At 72.1% G+C, this 18,850-nt stretch carries 12 protein-coding genes; 9 read left to right on the top strand and 3 right to left on the bottom strand.

What is annotated here, in order from left to right; translation table 11 throughout:
- Positions 1-14: 14 nt before the first annotated feature.
- The gene (locus AC5WAM_RS08300; RefSeq protein WP_495522145.1) at positions 15-1,202 is read right to left on the bottom strand and encodes a saccharopine dehydrogenase family protein; all 1,188 of its coding nucleotides are present in this window, start codon (positions 1,200-1,202) and stop codon (positions 15-17) included.
- Between the two features lie 217 nt (positions 1,203-1,419).
- Between AC5WAM_RS08300 and AC5WAM_RS08295 the strand changes: the two genes are divergently transcribed.
- From AC5WAM_RS08295 to AC5WAM_RS08280, 4 genes are all read left to right on the top strand, one after another.
- Entirely contained in the window at positions 1,420-2,562 is a 1,143-nt protein-coding gene (locus AC5WAM_RS08295) for a CaiB/BaiF CoA transferase family protein (RefSeq protein WP_495522144.1), read from the top strand.
- A 53-nt stretch (positions 2,563-2,615) separates the two neighbouring features.
- On the top strand, positions 2,616-3,758 hold the full coding sequence (locus AC5WAM_RS08290) for an acyl-CoA dehydrogenase family protein (RefSeq protein ID WP_366793322.1): 1,143 nt from the start codon (positions 2,616-2,618) through the stop codon (positions 3,756-3,758).
- A gap of 128 nt (positions 3,759-3,886) precedes the next feature.
- Positions 3,887-5,101: an acetyl-CoA C-acetyltransferase gene (locus tag AC5WAM_RS08285; RefSeq protein ID WP_366793321.1), complete on the top strand. Its 1,215-nt coding sequence runs from the start codon at positions 3,887-3,889 to the stop codon at positions 5,099-5,101.
- Positions 5,102-5,149: 48 nt separating this feature from the next.
- Complete coding sequence (locus AC5WAM_RS08280; protein ID WP_495522143.1) at positions 5,150-7,327, top strand: 3-hydroxyacyl-CoA dehydrogenase NAD-binding domain-containing protein; 2,178 nt, start codon at positions 5,150-5,152, stop codon at positions 7,325-7,327.
- A gap of 37 nt (positions 7,328-7,364) precedes the next feature.
- On the opposite strand, the gene AC5WAM_RS08275 is transcribed toward AC5WAM_RS08280, so the two are convergent.
- Positions 7,365-8,153, bottom strand: coding sequence for a MerR family transcriptional regulator (locus AC5WAM_RS08275; RefSeq protein ID WP_495522142.1), 789 nt, complete (start codon positions 8,151-8,153; stop codon positions 7,365-7,367).
- Positions 8,154-8,365: 212 nt separating this feature from the next.
- Here AC5WAM_RS08275 and AC5WAM_RS08270 point away from each other — a divergent pair, with 212 nt between their 5' ends.
- A complete protein-coding gene (locus tag AC5WAM_RS08270; RefSeq protein WP_366793318.1) occupies positions 8,366-10,171 on the top strand; it encodes an AMP-dependent synthetase/ligase in 1,806 nt (601 codons plus the stop codon).
- A 184-nt stretch (positions 10,172-10,355) separates the two neighbouring features.
- Positions 10,356-11,825, top strand: a complete 1,470-nt coding sequence (locus tag AC5WAM_RS08265; RefSeq protein WP_495522141.1) for an amino acid permease — start codon at positions 10,356-10,358, stop codon at positions 11,823-11,825.
- Positions 11,826-11,892: 67 nt separating this feature from the next.
- On the opposite strand, the gene AC5WAM_RS08260 is transcribed toward AC5WAM_RS08265, so the two are convergent.
- The gene (locus AC5WAM_RS08260) at positions 11,893-13,395 is read right to left on the bottom strand and encodes a M1 family metallopeptidase (protein ID WP_366793315.1); all 1,503 of its coding nucleotides are present in this window, start codon (positions 13,393-13,395) and stop codon (positions 11,893-11,895) included.
- A gap of 270 nt (positions 13,396-13,665) precedes the next feature.
- Between AC5WAM_RS08260 and AC5WAM_RS08255 the strand changes: the two genes are divergently transcribed.
- From AC5WAM_RS08255 to AC5WAM_RS08245, 3 genes are all read left to right on the top strand, one after another.
- A complete protein-coding gene (locus AC5WAM_RS08255) occupies positions 13,666-15,648 on the top strand; it encodes a Xaa-Pro dipeptidyl-peptidase (RefSeq protein WP_495522140.1) in 1,983 nt (660 codons plus the stop codon).
- On the top strand, positions 15,645-16,925 hold the full coding sequence (locus AC5WAM_RS08250) for a M14 family metallopeptidase (protein ID WP_495522139.1): 1,281 nt from the start codon (positions 15,645-15,647) through the stop codon (positions 16,923-16,925). Before AC5WAM_RS08255 ends, AC5WAM_RS08250 begins: the two co-directional genes overlap by 4 nt.
- 140 nt (positions 16,926-17,065) lie before the next feature.
- Complete coding sequence (locus tag AC5WAM_RS08245; protein WP_495523531.1) at positions 17,066-18,757, top strand: BCCT family transporter; 1,692 nt, start codon at positions 17,066-17,068, stop codon at positions 18,755-18,757.
- Positions 18,758-18,850 lie beyond the last annotated feature (93 nt).

The raw sequence follows: 18,850 nt of genomic DNA, 5'->3' as shown, positions 1-18,850 counted from the left end.
GGTACCGCGGGGCGTCAGCGCACCGCGGCCACCCGGAACCCGATGCCCGCCGCCGTGAGGCGCGCGATGAGCGGCTCGGCCATGGCGATGGCCGTCGTCACCTGGCCCGAGGTCTCGGGCAGGTCGTCGAGCGCCAGGCACAGCGCCGCCTCCGCGAGGATCTTCGCGGTCTCGCCGTACCCGGGGTCGCCGCCGCTCACCTCGGTGTACACGCGCTGCCCGCCGCCCTCGCCGACGTACCGCAGGGAGAACCAGCTCGCGGCCCGGCGTGCGGCGTCCGGCCCCTCGCCCGGCTTGACCAGGCCGGAGAGCCAGCGCCGCGCCGGGGGCACCTGCGCGGCGGCGAGCAGCGTGCCGACCGCCGCGACGCCGCCCACGGCCACGGGGAGCGAGCGCACGGCGGCGTAGTGCCGGTAGCGGAAGTCGGGGCCGTAGCGCGGCAGCGCCCGCGCGGAGTGCTGAACGACCTGCGGGTCGATCGTCGGCAGCGGCAGCGCCCACGCGCCCACCTCCCCGGCGTAGCGGGGCGGGCCCGGCGGCGCGTAGGCGGTGCGGCCCACCAGGCGCGGCTCGTGCCGCCGCCGCTCGCGGGCGGCGGCCACCAGCTGGCGCCCGCGCGCGAACTGCTGGAGGGCGGAGGCGAACGTACCGCCGGAGAAGCGCGCGTGGGTGCGCACGAACCCGTCGACGCGCAGCGGCACGTCCTCGGGCAGCTGCTGCACCGTGTAGTACACACCGAGGTCGTGCGGGACCGAGTCGAAGCCACAGGCGTGCAGCAGGCGCGCGCCTGTCTCCCGCGCGCGGGCGTCGTGCCGTACGTACATCCGGTCCACGAACTCCGGCTCGCCGGACAGGTCCAGATAGTCCGTGCCCGCGTCGGCGCAGGCCGCCACCAGGTCCTGGCCGTACGCGAGGTACGGGCCGACGGTGGTGGCCACCACGCGCGCGTGGGCGGCCAGTTCGCGCAGCGACGCGGGGTCGCCCGCGTCCGCCCGGAGCAGGGGCAGCTCCGCGCACGCGGGGTGGTCCTCGGCGAGGCGCTCCCGCAGCCGCTCCAGCTTCGCGGTGTCGCGCCCGGCGATCGCCCAGCGCAGCCCGGCGGGGGCGTGGGCGGCGAGGTACCCGGCGGTGAGCATCCCCACGAAACTGGTCGCTCCGAAGAGCGCGATGTCGTACGGACGGTCCTTGTCGTGACTGGTCATGGCACCTCTCTGCCGTGTCCCGCGCCGTTGTCGGGGGCTGAGGCTAGCGTGCCCGGACACCGTGCGGCGGGCCGCCGCGGGGCGCCCGGGCGCCGCCACCCGGCTAAGCGCTTGCTCGTTCGGGGTCGTCAAGGGCTTGTGCCCAGTGGAACACGTTCTTAGCATCACTGGTGTTACATCAGTTGTGTCATAGCGGCGGCAGAGCGCTGGGGGCTCAATGACAGTGCCGGACAAGGGCGTTCACGGACCGCTCGCCGGAGTGCGCGTAGTGGAGCTCGCGGGCATCGGCCCCGGCCCGTTCGCCGCCATGCTCCTGGCCGACCTCGGGGCGGACGTCGTGCGCGTCGACCGGCCCGGCGGCGCCGGGCTCGCCGTCGACCCCGCGTACGACCTCACCAACCGCAACAAGCGCAGCGTGCTGGTCGATCTGAAGGCCCCGGGCGGCGCGGCCCGCGTGCTCGACCTCGTCGAGCGCGCCGACGTGCTCATCGAGGGCTACCGCCCCGGCGTCGCCGAGCGCCTCGGGGTCGGCCCCGAGGACTGCCACGCCCGCAACCCGGGGCTCGTCTACGGCCGCATGACCGGCTGGGGACAGCAGGGCCCGCTCGCGCCGCGCGCCGGGCACGACATCGCGTACATCGCCGTCACCGGCACCCTCGGCATGATCGGCGCGGCCGACGAGCCGCCCGCCGTCCCGGCGAACCTCGTCGGGGACTACGCGGGCGGCTCGCTGTACCTCGTCGTCGGGGTGCTCGCCGCGCTGCGGCACGCCCGGGAGCACGGCACCGGGCAGGTCGTGGACGCCGCGATCGTGGACGGCGCCGCGCATCTGGCCACGATGATCCACGGCATGCTCGCGGCGGGCGGCTGGCAGGACCGCAGGGGCGCCAACCTCCTGGACGGCGGCTGCCCGTTCTACGGCACGTACGAGACGGCGGACGGCGGCCACATGGCCGTCGGCGCCCTGGAACAGCGCTTCTACGACGAGTTCGTCGAGCTGATGGGCCTGAAGGACGTCGCCGGCGCGCGCGGGGACCTGGCCCGCTGGGGCGAGCTGCGCGCGGCCGTCGCCGCCCGCTTCAAGACCCGTACGCGCGCCGAGTGGACGGCCGTGTTCGAGGGCTCGGACGCCTGCGTGGCGCCGGTGCTCTCGTTGCGCGAGGCCCCCGGCCACCCGCACCTGGCCGCCCGCGGCACCTTCACCGAGCACGGCGGCCTCACCCAGCCCGCGCCCGCGCCCCGGTTCTCGGCGACGCCCACGGCGGTGCGCTCCGGGCCCGCGCGCCCCGGCGCCGACACCGAGGACGTCGCCCGCGACTGGGACGTACCGGCGCTGCGCGACACCGCGCCGCACTCCTGAGGACACCGCGCACGCACCGCCCGCCACCACCCCCGACGACGGAACGGAAGACCATGGAACGGCAGATCTTCGACGCCGAGCACGACGCGTTCCGCGAGACCGTGCGCACCTTCCTCGCCAAGGAGGTCCTGCCGCACTACGAGCAGTGGGAGAGCGACGGCATCGTCTCCCGCGACGCCTGGCGCGCGGCGGGCAAGCAGGGCCTGCTCGGCATCGCCGTGCCCGAGGAGCACGGGGGCGGCGGCAACGCCGACTTCCGCTACGCCGCCGTACTGGCCGAGGAGTTCACCCGGGCGGGTGCCGCGGGCCTCGCCATCGGCCTGCACAACGACATCATCGGCCCGTATCTGACCGGCCTCGCCACCGCGGAGCAGCGGCGGCGCTGGCTGCCCGGCTTCTGCGACGGCTCGCTGATCACCGCCATCGCCATGACCGAGCCGGGCGCGGGCTCCGACCTCCAGGGCATCCGCACGACCGCCGAGGACCGCGGCGACCACTGGCTGCTCAACGGCTCCAAGACGTTCATCTCCAACGGCATCCTCGCCGACCTCGTCATCGTCGTCGCCAAGACCACGCCCGAGGGCGGCGCGCACGGCCTGTCGCTGCTCGTCGTCGAGCGCGGCATGCCCGGCTTCGAGCGCGGCCGCAACCTCGACAAGATCGGCCAGAAGGCCCAGGACACCGCCGAACTCTTCTTCCACGACGTGCGCGTGCCCAAGGAGAACCTCCTGGGCGAGCTGAACGGCGCGTTCGTCCATCTGATGACGAACCTCGCGCAGGAGCGCATGGGCATCGCCGTCGCCGGGATCGCCGCCGCCGAGCACCTCCTGGAGATCACCAAGGCCTACGTCAAGGAGCGCGAGGCCTTCGGCCGCCCGCTCGCCAAGCTCCAGCACATCCGGTTCGAGATCGCCGAGATGGCCACCGAGTGCGCCGTCACCCGCACGTTCCTGGACCGCTGCATCGTGGATCACTCGAACGGGCAGCTCGACGCGGTGCACGCGTCGATGGCCAAGTGGTGGGCCACGGAGCTGCAGAAGCGGGTCGCCGACCGCTGTCTGCAACTGCACGGGGGATACGGCTACATGACGGAGTACCGCGTCGCGAAGGCGTTCACGGACGGCCGCATCCAGACCATCTACGGCGGCACGACCGAGATCATGAAGGAGATCATCGGCCGCGCCCTTCTCGACTGATCCGCGTCTTCCTCGACTGACCGCCGCCCTCCCCGACCGACCCCCGCCGGACGCCCCCGCCCGCCCCGGGACCCCGCGGCCGACCCGCCGGGCCCGCCCCGACCGACCCTCCCCCGAAAGGCTTCCCAGTGAGCTCCGAAGCGTACGTATACGACGCGATCCGCACCCCGCGCGGCCGCGGCAAGGCGAACGGCGCCCTGCACGGCACCAAGCCGATCGACCTCGTCACCGGCCTGATGCGGGAGGTCACCCGCCGCCTTCCGGGCCTCGACCCGGCGGCCGTCGACGACGTCGTCCTCGGTGTCGTCGGGCCGGTCGGCGACCAGGGCTCCGACATCGCGCGGATCGCCGCCATCGCGGCCGGCCTGCCGGACACGGTCGCGGGCGTCCAGGAGAACCGCTTCTGTGCCTCGGGCCTGGAGGCCGTCAACATGGCGGCGATGAAGGTCCGTTCGGGCTGGGAGGACCTGGTCCTCGCCGGGGGCGTCGAGTCCATGTCACGGGTGCCGATGGCCTCCGACGGCGGCGCCTGGTTCAACGACCCGATGACCAACATCGACACCGGCTTCGTCCCGCAGGGCATCGGCGCCGACCTGATCGCCACCCTGGAGGGCTACACGCGCCGCGACGTCGACGAGTACGCCGCCCTCTCGCAGGAGCGCGCGGCCACCGCCTGGAAGGAGGGCCGCTTCGAGAAGTCCGTCGTGCCGGTGAAGGACCGCAGCGGCCTGACCGTCCTCGACCACGACGAGCACCTGCGGCCCGGCACCACCGCCGACACGCTCGCGAAGCTCAAGCCGTCCTTCAAGGACATCGGCGACCTGGGCGGCTTCGACGCCGTCGCGCTGCAGAAGTACCACTGGGTGGAGAAGATCGACCACGTCCACCACGCGGGCAACTCCTCCGGCATCGTCGACGGCGCCGCCCTCGTCGCCATCGGCAACAAGGAGATCGGCGAGCGCTACGGCCTCACCCCGCGCGCCCGCATCGTCTCCGTGGCCGTCTCCGGGTCCGAGCCCACCATCATGCTCACCGGGCCCGCCCCCGCCACCCGCAAGGCCCTCGCCAAGGCGGGCCTGAGCATCGACGACATCGACCTGGTCGAGATCAACGAAGCCTTCGCCGCGGTCGTCCTGCGCTTCGTCAAGGACATGGGCCTGAGCCTGGACAAGGTCAACGTCAACGGCGGCGCGATCGCCCTCGGCCACCCCCTCGGCGCCACCGGCGCGATGATCCTCGGCACCCTCGTCGACGAACTGGAGCGCCAGGACAAGCGCTACGGCCTCGCCACGCTGTGCGTCGGCGGCGGCATGGGCATCGCGACGATCGTGGAACGTGTGTAACCCCCAGCGGCTCGGACTGCCTTCCAAGACTTCTACGGAGACCACCACATGACCACCGAGAGCACCACCATCCGCTGGGAACAGGACGACACCGGCGTCGTCACCCTCGTCCTCGACGACCCGAACCAGTCCGCGAACACGATGAACCAGGCGTTCAAGGACTCCATCGCCGCGATCGCCGACCGGGCCGAGGCCGAGAAGGACGCCATCCGCGGCATCGTCTACACCTCCGCCAAGAAGACCTTCTTCGCGGGCGGCGACCTCAAGGAAATGATCCGGATCGGCCCCGAGAGCGCCCAGGTCGCCTTCGAGACCGGCACCGCGATCAAGAACTCGCTGCGCCGCATCGAGACCCTCGGCAAGCCCGTCGTCGCCGCCATCAACGGCGCGGCCCTCGGCGGCGGCTACGAGATCGCCCTCGCCAGCCACCACCGGATCGCCCTCGACGCCCCCGGCTCCAAGATCGGACTGCCCGAGGTCACGCTCGGCCTGCTCCCCGCGGGCGGCGGCGTCACCCGCACCGTCCGCCTCATGGGCATCGCCGACGCCCTCCTGAAGGTGCTCCTCCAGGGCACCCAGTACAGCCCGCAGCGGGCCCTGGAGAACGGCCTCGTGCACGAGGTGGCCGCCACCCCCGAGGAGATGCTGGCCAAGGCCCGCGCCTTCATCGACGCCCACCCCGAGTCCCAGCAGCCCTGGGACGTGCCCGGCTACCGCATCCCCGGCGGCACCCCGGCGCACCCGAAGTTCGCCGCGAACCTCCCGGCCTTCCCGGCCAACCTCAAGAAGCAGCTGAACGGCGCCCCCTACCCGGCCCCGCGCAACATCCTCGCGGCCGCCGTCGAGGGCTCCCAGGTCGACTTCGAGACCGCCCTGACCATCGAGGCCCGGTACTTCACGGAGCTGGTCACCGGGCAGACCTCGAAGAACATGATCCAGGCCTTCTTCTTCGACCTCCAGGCCGTCAACTCCGGCGCCAACCGCCCCCGGGGCATCGAGCCGCGCCAGGTCCGCAAGGCCGCCGTGCTCGGCGCCGGGATGATGGGCGCGGGCATCGCCTACTCCTGCGCCCGCGCGGGCATCGAGGTCGTCCTCAAGGACGTCTCCGCCGAGGCCGCGGCCAAGGGCAAGGCCTACTCCCAGAAGCTGTGCGAGAAGGCCGTCGCGCGCGGCCGCACCACCCGGGAGAAGGCGGACGCGCTGCTCGCCCGCATCACGCCGTCCGCCGACGCGGCCGACCTCGCGGGCTGCGACGCGGTCATCGAGGCGGTCTTCGAGAACCCGGAGCTCAAGCACAAGGTGTTCCAGGAGGTCCAGGACGTCGTCGCGCCGGACGCGCTCCTGTGCTCCAACACCTCCACGCTGCCGATCACCCTGCTCGCCGAGGGCGTCGCCCGGCCGGCGGACTTCATCGGCCTGCACTTCTTCTCGCCCGTCGACAAGATGCCGCTGGTGGAGATCATCAAGGGCGAGCGCACCGGCGAGGAGGCCCTGGCCCGCGCCTTCGACCTCGTCCGCCAGATCAACAAGACCCCCATCGTCGTCAACGACTCGCGCGGCTTCTTCACCTCCCGCGTCATCGGCCACTTCATCAACGAGGGCGTCGCGATGGTCGGCGAGGGCATCGAGCCCGCGTCCGTCGAACAGGCCGCGGCGCAGGCGGGCTACCCGGCGAAGGTCCTGTCCCTGATGGACGAGCTGACGCTGACGCTGCCCCGCAAGATCCGCAACGAGTCCAAGCGCGCCGTCGAGGAGGCGGGCGGCACCTGGCCCACCCACCCCGCCGAGGCCGTCATCGACCGCATGGTCGACGAGTTCGACCGGCCGGGCCGCAGCGGCGGCAGGGGCTTCTACGACTACGGCGACGACGGCAGGCGCACGGCCCTGTGGCCGGGCCTGCGCGAGCACTTCACCAAACCCGGCCACAGCATCCCCTTCCGGGACATGCAGGAGCGGATGCTGTTCTCCGAGGCGCTCGACACCGTGCGCCTCCTGGAGGAGGGCGTCCTCACCTCGGTCGCCGACGCCAACATCGGCTCCATCTTCGGCATCGGCTTCCCGGGCTGGACCGGCGGCGTCCTGCAGTACATCAACGGCTACGAAGGGGGCCTGCCCGGCTTCGTGGCCCGCGCGCGCGAGCTCGCCGAGCGCTACGGCGAGCGGTTCGCGCCGCCCGCGCTGCTCGTGGCGAAGGCGGACAGCGGCGAGAGGTTCAGCGACGCCTGAGCCGGCGGCCGCGCGGGGGAGTGGCTCACCTCCTTGCTCACGTCTCCGTGAGCCACTCCCTCAGCTCCTCCTTGAGCGACCGCTGGAACGCCGTGACCAGGGCCTGCACCACCAGCGGCTGCATATGGGCCGAGAGCGACCTCATCGCGGCCACGTGCTCGGGCTCCGACGCGTGCTCGCGGTAGGGGCCCGACACCTGGTCGCGGAAGAGCCGCGACAGCTCGTGCGCCGCCGAGCGCGTGTGCTCCATCAGGACCGTGCGCGCCGCCAGGATCGTCTCGTGCGGAATCGGTACGTCGAGCAGCCGCAGGCCGAGCCGCAGCAGCCCCGGGTCCACCCGGCAGCGGTCGGCCTCCTCGTCGTAGGCGACGACGCCCATCGCGGCGAGGCGCCGCACGTCCTCCGCCGAGAGCGCCCGGCCCGCCCGGCGCTCCAGACCGGCGCGGGAGGTCTCCTCCGCGCCCTCCGGCGCCCACGAGGCCACCACCGCGCGGTGGATGGCCAGGTCGTGCGCGCTCAGGTCAGGCGGCAGCTGCTCCAGATACCGCTCGATCGCCGCGAGGGTCATGCCCTGGTGCTGCAACTCCTCGATGAGGGCGAGCCGGGAGAGGTGCCCGGGGCCGTAGTGGCCCACGCGGCGCGGGCCGATCACGGGCGGCGGCAGCAGGCCCTTGGTGCTGTAGAAGCGGATGGTGCGCACGGTGACGCCCGCGCGCGCGGCGAGTTCGTCGACCGTGTAGCTCGACTCCTGCGGAGCCGTCGGCCCCTGCGGGTCCCCCGCCGACTCGTGGGTGCCCGTCACCGACTCCTCCGTGCCCGTCGCCATGCGGTGCGTCGCCTCCCAGGTCGTGCGGCAATGCGGTGCAACAGTATTGCTGTACCACCGCCGCTGTGAAAGCCTCCGGGGCAGTCACGCCCCGTAGCCCCTGCCGCACCTTTGGTGAGATGTGTACGCCGCCCTTCGTCTGCGGGTCCGTCGGGGCTGGTCGCGCAGTTCCCCGCGCCCCCTACGGGGCGCAACACCGTGAGGAGGGGTTCATGAGCACAAGCCCGCGACTTCCCGGACACGCCGCCGACCTGACCTTCCCCGCTCTGCTCCTGCGCAACGCCGAGGACCACCCCGACCTGCCCGCCCTGTCCTGGCGCGCGGGACCGGGCTGGGCGACGCTCACCTGGGCCGAGGTGCGGCGCGAGGTCGCGGTCCTCGCCGCCGGGTACGCCGCCCTCGGCGTCCGCAGGGGCGAGCACGTCCTGATGATGATGGCCAACCGCCCCGAGCACTGGCTGAGCGATCTGGCCCTGACCCACCTCGGCGCCGTCCCGGTCACCGTGTACGGCACCTCGGCGCCCGAGCAGATCGCCCACATCGCCCGGCACAGCCGCGCCCGCCTCGCCGTCGTCGAGGGCGCGCGCGAGCTCGCCCGCTGGGAGCCCGCCCTCGCGGACGCCGAGGTGCCCCTGGAGCGGCTCGTGGTCGTCGAGGAGGCCGCGGCGGGGGAGCACGGCACGTACGCGGCGCTGCGCGAGAGCGGCACCCGGGCGTACCGGGCCGACGCCTTCGACAAGGCCTGGCGCGAGGTCCGCCCCACCGATCCGCTGACCGTCGTCTACACCTCGGGCACCACCGGCGCTCCCAAGGGCGTGCGCCTGACCCATCGCGGGGTCGTCCTGAACGGCCTCGCCCTGGACGAGGCCATCGGCTTCCCGCCGGGCGCGGACCACCTCTGCTACCTGCCCTTCGCACACATAGCGGAGCGCGCCCTCGGCATCTACCTGCCGCAGCTCCGCGTCGCGCCCGTGCACCTGTGCGCGGACCCCGCCCAGGTCGCCGCCACCGTGGCCGAGCTGCGGCCCCAGCAGTTCTTCGGCGTCCCGCGGGTGTGGGAGAAGTTCGCCGCGGCGTTCCGGGCGGGCCTCGCCGCCCTGCCCGAGGAGCGGCGGCGCGCCGTCGAGGCGGCGAACGAGACGGCCCGCGCGCACGTGGCCTGCCGCGAGCGCGGCGAGCGCCCGCCCGCCGACCTCGACGCCGCCTTCCGCACGGCCAAGGCGGAGGTCCTCGACCCGCTGCTCGCCCGCGCCGGACTCGACCGGCTGCTGTGGGCGGCGAGCGCGGCGGCCCCGATGCCGGTGGCCGTGGCCCGGTTCTGGGCGGGCTTCGGCCTGGTGGTCGTGGACGCCTGGGGCCTGACCGAGACCAGCGGCGTGGTCACGACCAACGGCCCCGAGGACTTCCGGCTCGGCTCGGTGGGCAAGCCGCTGCGCGGCATGGAGGTCCGTACGGCCGACGACGGCGAGATCCTGGTGCGCGGCCCCTATGTGTGCGAGGGCTATCTGCGGGCCGACGGCGGCGTCGACGACGTCTGCGACGCCGAGGGCTGGTTCGCCACCGGTGACGTCGGACGGCTCGACGAGGACGGCTATCTGTGGGTGACCGACCGCAAGAAGGAGCTGATCGTCACCTCGACCGGCAAGAACGTGGCGCCCGCCCTCGTCGAGAACGCGCTCAAGGAGCACCCGCTCATCGGCCAGGCCCTGGTCCACGGCGACGGCCGCTCGTACCTGGTGGCGCTCCTGGTCCTGGACCCCGACGCGGCCGCCGCCTGGGCGGCCGCGCGCGGCATCGAGGGCGACCCGGCGGCCGCCGCCGAGGTCCGGCGGGAGGTCGCCCGCGCCGTCGAGGAGGCGAACGCGCGCCTCAGCCGCACCGAGCAGGTCAAGCGCCATCTGCTGCTCACCGAGGAGTGGGGCCCCGAGACCGGCGAGCTGACGCCGTCGCTCAAGCTGCGCCGCCGGGTCATCAGGGAGAAGTACCGGAACCTCATCGAGAGCCTGTACACCGGGTGACGCACGCCTGTACACACGGCTCTCAGCATGTGAGAAGTACCGCTATGTGACGTGCGCCACCGCATTATCGGCATTGCGTAAGGGAAGGTGTCGGGTCGGTCCGTGGTGCGTCAGGGGTGCCACGGGCCGGAGCACATCCGGACCCCGGGAGCTCTTTCCGGGCACCACAGAGTGGACCTTCCACGTGAGCAACGACGCCGTAGACACGGCCGCCGTGGACGCAGCGCGCGCCGCTGAGTCCCAGGCCCCCGCTGACGCGGGCGACGCCGGTTACAGCAAGGACCTCAAGGCCCGCCACGTCAACATGATCGCCATTGGTGGCGCGATCGGCACCGGTCTCTTCCTCGGGGCGGGCGGCCGCCTCCACTCGGCGGGCCCCGCGCTCGCCCTCGCCTACCTCGTGTGCGGCGTCATCGCGTTCTTCGTCGTACGGGCCCTGGGCGAGATGGTCCTCTACCGGCCCTCGTCCGGCTCCTTCGTCAGCTACGCGCGTGAGTTCCTCGGCGAGAAGGGCGCCTACATCGCCGGCTGGATGTACTTCCTCAACTGGTCGACGACGTGCATCGCGGACATCACCGCGATCGCGCTGTACACGCACTACTGGAGCTTCTTCACCGACATCCCGCAGTGGGTGCTCGCGCTCGTCGCCCTCGCGGTGGTGCTCTCGGTGAACCTGATCTCGGTGAAGTACTTCGGCGAGATGGAGTTCTGGTTCGCGATCGTCAAGGTCGCCGCGCTCGTGGCCTTCATGTTCGTCGGCATCTTCCTGGTGTCCACCCAGCACGACGTCGGCGGCGAGACGCCCGGTCTGAACATGATCACCGACCACGGCGGCTTCCTGCCGAACGGCCTGATGCCGGTCGTGATCGTCCTCCAGGGCGTCGTCTTCGCGTACGCCTCCCTGGAGCTGGTCGGCGTCGCGGCGGGCGAGACCAAGGACCCGCACAAGGTCGTGCCGCGCGCCGTGAACTCGATCATGTGGCGCGTGGGCCTGTTCTACGTCGGCTCGGTCGTGCTCCTCGCGCTGCTCCTGCCCGGCTCGGTGTACTCGGCCGACGAGAGCCCCTTCGTCACGGTCCTCTCCAAGATCGGCGTCTCCGGCGCGGGCGACGTGATGAACTTCGTCGTCCTCACCGCGGCCATGTCCTCGCTGAACTCCGGCCTGTACTCCACCGGCCGCATCCTGCGTTCGATGGCGATGGCGGGCTCGGCCCCCAAGTTCACCGCGAAGATGAACCGCAACCAGGTCCCCTACGGCGGCATCCTGCTCACCGCGAGCATCGGTGTCCTCGGCGTCGGCCTGAACAGCGTGGTCCCGGACAAGGCGTTCGAGATCGTCCTGAACGTCGCCTCGCTCGGGATCATCGGCACCTGGATCAGCATCATGGTCTGTCACCTGGCGTTCGTGAAGCGCGCCAAGGAGGGCCTGATCACGCGGCCGAACTTCCGGCTGCCCGGCAGCGGCGTCACCGAGTACGTCACGATCGCCTTCCTGCTCGCCGTGCTCGGCCTGATGTGGAAGGACGCGGAGGTCGGGCGCAAGACGCTCTTCCTGATCCCGGTCGTCGCCGCCGCGCTCGTCGCGGGCTGGTACGGGATCAAGCGCAAGGCCGCGCGGGAGACCGACCGCGAGGCGGCCGGGCTCACCGAGTAGGCACCTGCGACAGCGACAGCAACGGCGGGCGGCACCCCTCAGGGGGCGCCGCCCGCCGCCGTGTGTGTCAGTTGTGGTCGTGCAGCGAGTTCGTCGCGGCGATCTTCTTCCAGGACTTCGGCTTGGCCGGCGCGCCCTTGGCCGCCGAGCGGACCAGGCCCGCCTTCTTCGCGGCCGGGGCGGCGGGCTTGCCGGGCTTGTACAGCCACGTGTCGAAGAGCGCCGACAGCGGCTTGTCGCTGATCTTCTCCGCGTACGCCACGAAGTCGCCCACGCTCGCGTTGCCGTACTGGCGCTCCGTCGGCCAGCCCTTCAGGATCTTGAAGAAGGTCTTGTCGCCGACCTTGTTCCGCAGCGCCTGCAGGGCCAGCGCGCCACGGTCGTACACGGCACCGTGGAACTGGTTGTCCGGGCCCGGGTCACCCGGCTTGACCTGCCAGAACGGGTCCTCGGCGGGACGCGAGGCATAGGTGTAGTCGGCGAGCTCCTGCGCCGTGCCCTCGCCCTCCTTCTCCGACCACAGCCACTGGCTGTAGCGGGCGAAGCCCTCGTTGACCCAGATGTCCTTCCAGTTCTCCACGGAGACGCTGTCGCCGTACCACTGGTGGGCCAGCTCGTGCACCACGATGGAGACGTTGGAGCCGTTCGCGAAGGCCTTCGGGCTGTAGAACGGCCGCGTCTGGGTCTCCAGGGCGAAGCTGGTCGGCACGTTGGGCACGTAGCCGCCGAGCGCGTTGAAGGGGTACTTGCCGAAGACCTCCTCCAGCCACTCCGCGACCTCGGTGGTCCGCTCGATGCTGGCGCGCGAGGCCCCCGCGTTGTCGCCGAGGTCCTTGCTGTAGGCGTTGAGGACGGGCAGACCGCTCTCGGTCTTGTCCGTCGTGATGTCGAACTTGCCGACGGCGAGCGTCGCGAGGTACGGCGCCTGCGGCTTGTTGGAGCGCCAGTCGAAGCGGGTCCAGCCCAGGCGCGAGCTCTGCCGCTGGAGCACGCCGTTGGAGATGGCCTGGGTGCCGTCGGGGACGGACACCGACACGTCGAAGGTCGCCTTGTCGCGCGGGTGGTCGTTGGCGGGGAACCACCAGGCGGCCGACTCCGGCTCCTGGGCCGCGACCCCTCCGTCGGGCGTGCGCTGCCAGGCGGTGAAGCCGTGGATCTTCACCTCGGAGGGCTTGCCCGCGTACCGCACGACGATCGTCACGGCGCTGCCCTTGGGCAGGCCGGACTTCGGCGTGACCTCCAGCTCCTGCTCGCCCGAGCGCGCGAACGCCGCCTTCTTGCCGTTGACGCGCACCTCGCTCACCTTGAGGCCGAAGTCGAGGTTGAAGCGCGACAGGTCCTGCGTGGTGGTGGCGTTGATGGTCGCCGTGCCCTCCAGCAGGTCCGTCTTCGGCTGGTACTTCAGCCGCAGGTCGTAGTGCGAGACGTCGTAGCCGCCGTTGCCCGCGTCGGGGTAGTAGGAGTCGCCCGCGCCGGGCGCCCCGGGCGTGAAGTCGGCGGCCGTCGCCGGGATCGCAAGGAGGAGCGAGGCGGCGAGCGCGCCCGGGGCGATGAGTCTGCTGCGGTGCACGTAAGTCTCCAAGTGATAGGCGGTGCGGGTGGTATCGCACCGGGCGAAGCGGCCCCGCGCCACGAGGCGGCGAGCGGGGACGCGCCGTCCGGCGCCGTACAACTCACGATGCGATCGACCCTATTGAGCCCCGTGACCCCCAGTCATGTCCATGGCCGCATATGTCACACGATCGCCATTCGGCTGACATGTGCCAAGACGTCCCACGCACCTTTCACCACCCCCTGCGGCCCTCTTTCCGGCCGCAGTTGACGCGTGTACCTTCCGGCCATGCCGATACGCGCGCGCATGCGCCTGCCGATGTGGAGAACGCTTCTGACGGCGGCACTGGCCGCCCTGCTCGCCACCCTCCTCGCCCCGGGCGCCGCGCACCCCGCGCCGCGCACCCCGGCGGCACCGGGGGCGGCGAAGGAGAGCAGACCCGTCTACTCCTACGCGGACGCGATACGCGAGTCCGTGTGGGTCGACACCCGGGTCGACGGCGACGAGGACGGCAGGACCGACCGCGTGGCCGTGGACATAGTCCGCCCCCGCGAACCCGCCCAGCACGGCCGCGAGATACCCGTGATCATGGACGCGAGCCCCTACTACGCCTGCTGCGGACGGGGCAACGAGAGCCAGAAGAAGACCTACGACGCCGACGGCAGACCGGTGCAGTTCCCGCTGTACTACGACAACTACTTCGTGCCCCGGGGCTACGCCTACGTCGCCGTCGACCTCACCGGAACGAACCGCTCCGACGGCTGTGTCGACATCGGCGGCCGCTCCGACATCCAGTCCGCCAAGGCCGTCGTCGACTGGTTGAACGGCCGCGCCCGCGCCTACACCTCGCGCACCGGCGCCGAACGCGCCCGGGCCGACTGGACCAACGGCCGCACCGGCATGATCGGCAAGAGCTACGACGGCACCATCGCCAACGGCGTCGCCGCGACCGGCGTCGAGGGCCTGAAGACCATCGTGCCGATCGGCGCCATCTCCTCCTGGTACGACTACTACTTCGCCAAGGGCGCCCCGCTGTTCAACAGCGGCCCCGACGGCCTGTCCAACGGCATCGAGAGCCCCGAGGCCCGCGCCCGCTGCGGCCGCGTGCAGGAGCGCCTCGTCGAGGGCGCGCCGCGCAGCGGCGACTGGACCCCGCTGTGGACAGCGCGCGACTACGTCCCGGACGCCGACGAGGTGCGGGCCAGCGTGTTCGCCGTGCACGGCCTCCAGGACCTGAACGTGCGCATGAAGCACTTCGGCCAGTGGTGGGACGCCCTCGGCGACGCGGGCGTCGAGCGCAAGTTGTGGCTCAGCCAGGCCGGGCACGTCGACCCCTTCGACTTCCGCCGGGAGGACTGGGTGCGCACCCTGCACCGCTGGTTCGACCACGAGCTCCTCGGCTACCGCAACGGGATCGACCGCGAGCCCATGGCCGACATCGAGCGCGCCCCCGACCGGTGGACCACCGACCGCGTCTGGCCGCCCCGCGCCACCGACACCGTGACGCTCCGCCCCGCCAAGGGCACCGCCCCGGGCGTCGGCACGCTCGGCACCCGGCGCGGCAAGGGCACCGAGACCTTCACCGACGACCGGCGCCTCGGCGAGACCGACTGGGCCTCCGCCATCGACACCCCCACCCCCGCCAAGGCGGGCTTCACCACCCGGCCGCTCGCCCGCGACCTGCGCCTGTCCGGCTCCTCGAAGGTCACCGTCACCGTCACGCCGTCGGCCCGCACCGCGCACCTGAGCGCCGTGCTCGTCGACGTCGGGCCCGCCACCATCCGTGACTACGCGGCCAGTGGCGAAGGCATCACGACCCTGCCCACGCGCAGCTGCTGGGGCGCGAGCACCGACGGCGACAGCGCCTGCTTCAAGGACACCGAGGCCCGCACCAAGGCCGTCGACTACACCGTCTTCAGCCGCGGCTGGGCCGACCTCGGCAACCACGCGGACGACCACCACGGCCGCCCCCTCACCCCGGGCGAGCCCGTCACCATCACCCTCGACCTGGCCGCGAGCGACCACGTCGTGCCCGCGGGACACCGGCTCGCGCTGATCGTCGGCGGCACCGACCGGAACCTCATCACCGCCCCCGCCGACACCCCGGCCCTCACCGTGGACCTCGCCCGCACATTCGCCCGGGTGCCGCTCGTCGGCGGCGCCAAGGCCCTCGCGACCGCCCCGCACGCTACCGTTCCGCGCGAGTCCCGCCTGGACGGCGTGGCCCCCGCGCGTCCGCTGACCCCCCGACCGGGAGGCCGTACTTCATGACGTCCCGCATCCGCGTCCTGGCCCTGGCCTGCGCCTGCGCCGCGCTCACCGCCCCGCTCGTGACGGCGCCCGCGCAGGCCGCCACCTTGCCGCGCACCGGCTTCGAACAGAGTGGCGGGGCCCGCTGGACCAGCCAGCCGGAGGAGCAGCAGCTCCTCGCCGCCGTCGACAAGGCGAGCGCACGGGTCTCCGTCTCCCGCATCGGCACCACCGACCAGGGCAGGCCGCTCCAGCTCGTCCGCGTCGGCGAGCGCCGCACCGCGTCCACCGTGCTCCTCGTGTGCAGCCAGCACGGTGACGAGCCGTCGGGCCGCGAGGCCTGTCTGAGCACGGTCCGCGACCTCGCGTACGCCAAGGACAAGGAGACGCAGCGGTTCCTGTCCCGCACCACGCTGCTCGTGGTGCCCACCGCCAACCCGGACGGCCGCGCCGCGAACACCCGCGGCAACTCCGACGGCGTCGACATCAACCGCGACCACATCGCCCTCAAGACCGCCGAGACCCGCGCGCTCGCCGCCGTCATCCGCGACCGCGCCCCCGACGCCGTCTACGACCTGCACGAGTACGGCGCCACGCCGAAGTACTACGACAAGGACCTGTTCGACCTGTGGCCGCGCAACCTCAACACCGATGACGCGGTGCACCGGGAGGCCGAGCAGCTCTCCCGCGACTACGTCCGGCCCGCCGCCACCGCCGACGGCTACACCACCGGCACCTACGGCATCTGGACCGACCCCGTCACCGGCGAGCCCGTCAAACAGGTCGCGGGCGACGGCCAGGAACGCATCCTGCGCAACGTCTCCGGCATCAAACACGCCGCGGGCCTGCTCATCGAGAGCCGTGTCGACCCCCTCACCGAACAGGAGAAGAACGACCCGGCCCACAACAACCGCCGCCGCGTCCACTCCCAACTCTCCGCCCTGAAGGGCCTGTTCAGCTACGCGGACCAGCACAGGTGGCGCCTGGAGGCCGCCACCACCGCGTCCCGCCTCAAGGGCCTGCGCGACCGCGGCCCCGTCTACCTCGGCGGCGCCGACAACGACCCGGCCGAGCCCGCCGAGATCATCCAGGACCCGCCCTGCGGCTACCGCCTGACCCCGGAGCAGTACGCCGAGGTCAAGGACGAGCTCGACCTGCACGGCGTGAGCGCGCGCCGCGACGGCCACGGCGGCGCCCTGGTCCCGCTGCGCCAGCCCGCCCGCGCCCTGGTGCCGCTGCTGCTCGACGCCCGGGCCGCCTACCACCTCGTCACGGGACAGCCCGACACCGACTGTTGAGCGCAGTACGGGTACGTCACATGTGGTAGGGGGTTAGCGGAGAGAAGAACAACCGACGAACCGTCAGTCGTGATCACTCCGCGAAAGGTGCACACGTGACGCAGGAACCCCGGAAGCCGGTCGCCGGAGGAGGCCCGCCCCTGTCCGTGGGGGGCCACTCCGGCGACCGCTCCCCCCAGACCGACCGGGTGGTGTTCGGCGTCACCGCCGTCCTCACCCTCGCCTTCGTGGTGTGGGGCGCCACCGCCACGGACACCCTCGAAGACGTCTCGTCGCACCTGCTCGAGGGCCTGATCCACAACGGCGGCTGGGCCTTCATGCTGGCCGCGTCCGGCTTCGTGGTCTTCGCCCTGTGGCTCGCCATCAGCCGTTACGGGAAGATCACACTGGGCCGGGAGGGCGAGGAGCCCGAGTTCCGCACCGTGTCCTGGGTCGCGATGATGTTCAGCGCGGGCATGGGCATCGGCCTGATGTTCTACGGAGTGAGCGAGCCGCTGGCCCACTTCACCGAGCCGCCGCCCGGCACCCACCCCGACGACCCGGCCGCCGCCGTGGAGACCTCCCTGGCGACGACGCTCTTCCACTGGACGCTGCACCCCTGGGCGATCTACGCCGTCGTCGGCCTCGCCATCGCGTACAGCACGTTCCGGCGCGGCAGGCGCCAGACCATCAGCTCCGTCTTCGTCCCGCTCATCGGCGAGAAGCACGCCCACGGCGCGTGGGGCCGCGTCATCGACATCCTCGCCATCTTCGCCACCCTCTTCGGCTCCGCCGCCTCCCTCGGCCTCGGTGCGCTACAGATCGGCAGCGGCTTCGAAGAGCTGGACTGGATGGACAACGCGAGCACCGGTCTGCTCGTCGCCATCATCGCCGTCCTGACCGTCGCGTTCGTGGCCTCGGCGGTCTCCGGCGTCGAGAAGGGCATCCAGTGGCTCTCGAACATCAACATGGTGCTCGCGCTGCTCCTGGTCGTCTTCGTGTTCGTCGCGGGCCCCACCGTCATCATCCTGGACCTGCTGCCCACCTCCATCGGCGCCTACCTGGGCGACCTGCCGCAGCTCGTCGGGCGCACCGAGGCCTCCAGCGGCGAGCACGTCTCCGACTGGCTGGGCAGCTGGACGGTCTTCTACTGGGCTTGGTGGATCTCCTGGACGCCCTTCGTCGGCATGTTCATCGCCCGCATCAGCCGGGGCCGTACGATCCGGCAGTTCGTGGGCGGCGTGATCCTCGTGCCGAGCACGGTCAGCCTGCTGTGGTTCGCCGTCTTCGGCGGCAGCGCGATGACCGTCAGGGAGCGCGGCGGCCTGGAGGGCGACACCACGCCCGAGGCGCAGCTGTTCGGGCTGCTGCACGAGTACCCGATCGCCACCGCCACCAGCCTGCTCGTGATGATCCTCGTCGGCATCTTCTTCGTGTCCGGGGCGGACGCCGCATCCATCGTCATGGGCACGCTCTCCCAGAAGGGCTCTCTCGAACCCGGCCGCCTGGTCGTCATCTTCTGGGGCGTGGTCACGGGCGCGGTCGCCGCCATCATGCTGCTCATCGGCGACGGCAAGGACAACGCGCTCACCGGGTTGCAGAACCTGACGATCCTGGTGGCCGCGCCCTTCGTCCTGGTGATGATCGGAATGTGCGTGGCGCTGATGAAGGACCTGCGCCACGACCCGCTGATCGTGCGCGGCGAACACGGCACGGACGCCGTGGAGCGGGCCGTCCTCGCCGGTCACGCGCAGTACGACGGGGACTTCGAGCTCCAGATCGGCCCGAGCGACAGCACGGACGCCGAGACCGGCGGCGACAGCCCGTCGGCGCGGCCCGACCCCGCCCGCTGAAGCGACCGCCACCCTGGGCCCGCGCTGGCGTGACCCGCCCCGGAGACCCTGACCTCCGGACCCTCCGGGCCGGGCTCACCCGAGGGCGGGCCC

The organism is Streptomyces sp. JLYT201, from assembly GCF_059448825.1.
The sequence above is the reverse complement of the archived record's forward strand: the minus strand, read 5'-3'. Positions and strand labels throughout refer to the sequence as shown.